The organism is Staphylococcus pasteuri (assembly GCF_030547725.1).
GTDB lineage: Bacteria > Bacillota > Bacilli > Staphylococcales > Staphylococcaceae > Staphylococcus > Staphylococcus pasteuri.
Map to the genome: position 1 here is coordinate 1 of NZ_JAUOQO010001106.1, position 230 is coordinate 230.

A 230-nucleotide genomic window follows, 5' to 3' on the forward strand; every position below is an offset into this window, starting at 1 on the left:
GGGTAACCTTACTGGGTAAATACCTGTGTTATGCCTTACTGGCGATAGCGGTAGATTTGGTCTGGGGGTATTGCGGTATTTTGAGTTTGGGACACGGGGCATTTTTTGCCTTAGGTGGTTACGCCATGGGCATGTATTTGATGCGCCAAATTGGCGACCGTGGTGTGTATGCCAACCCAGAGTTACCCGACTTTATGGTGTTCCTAGATTGGTCTGAAATACCGTGGTAT

1 protein-coding gene is annotated in these 230 nt (G+C 48.3%); it reads left to right on the forward strand.

Translation table 11 applies throughout. The features are described from left to right. On the forward strand, window positions 1-230 hold a 230-nt coding region (locus Q4528_RS16565; protein WP_439848962.1), incomplete at both ends, for an ABC transporter permease subunit.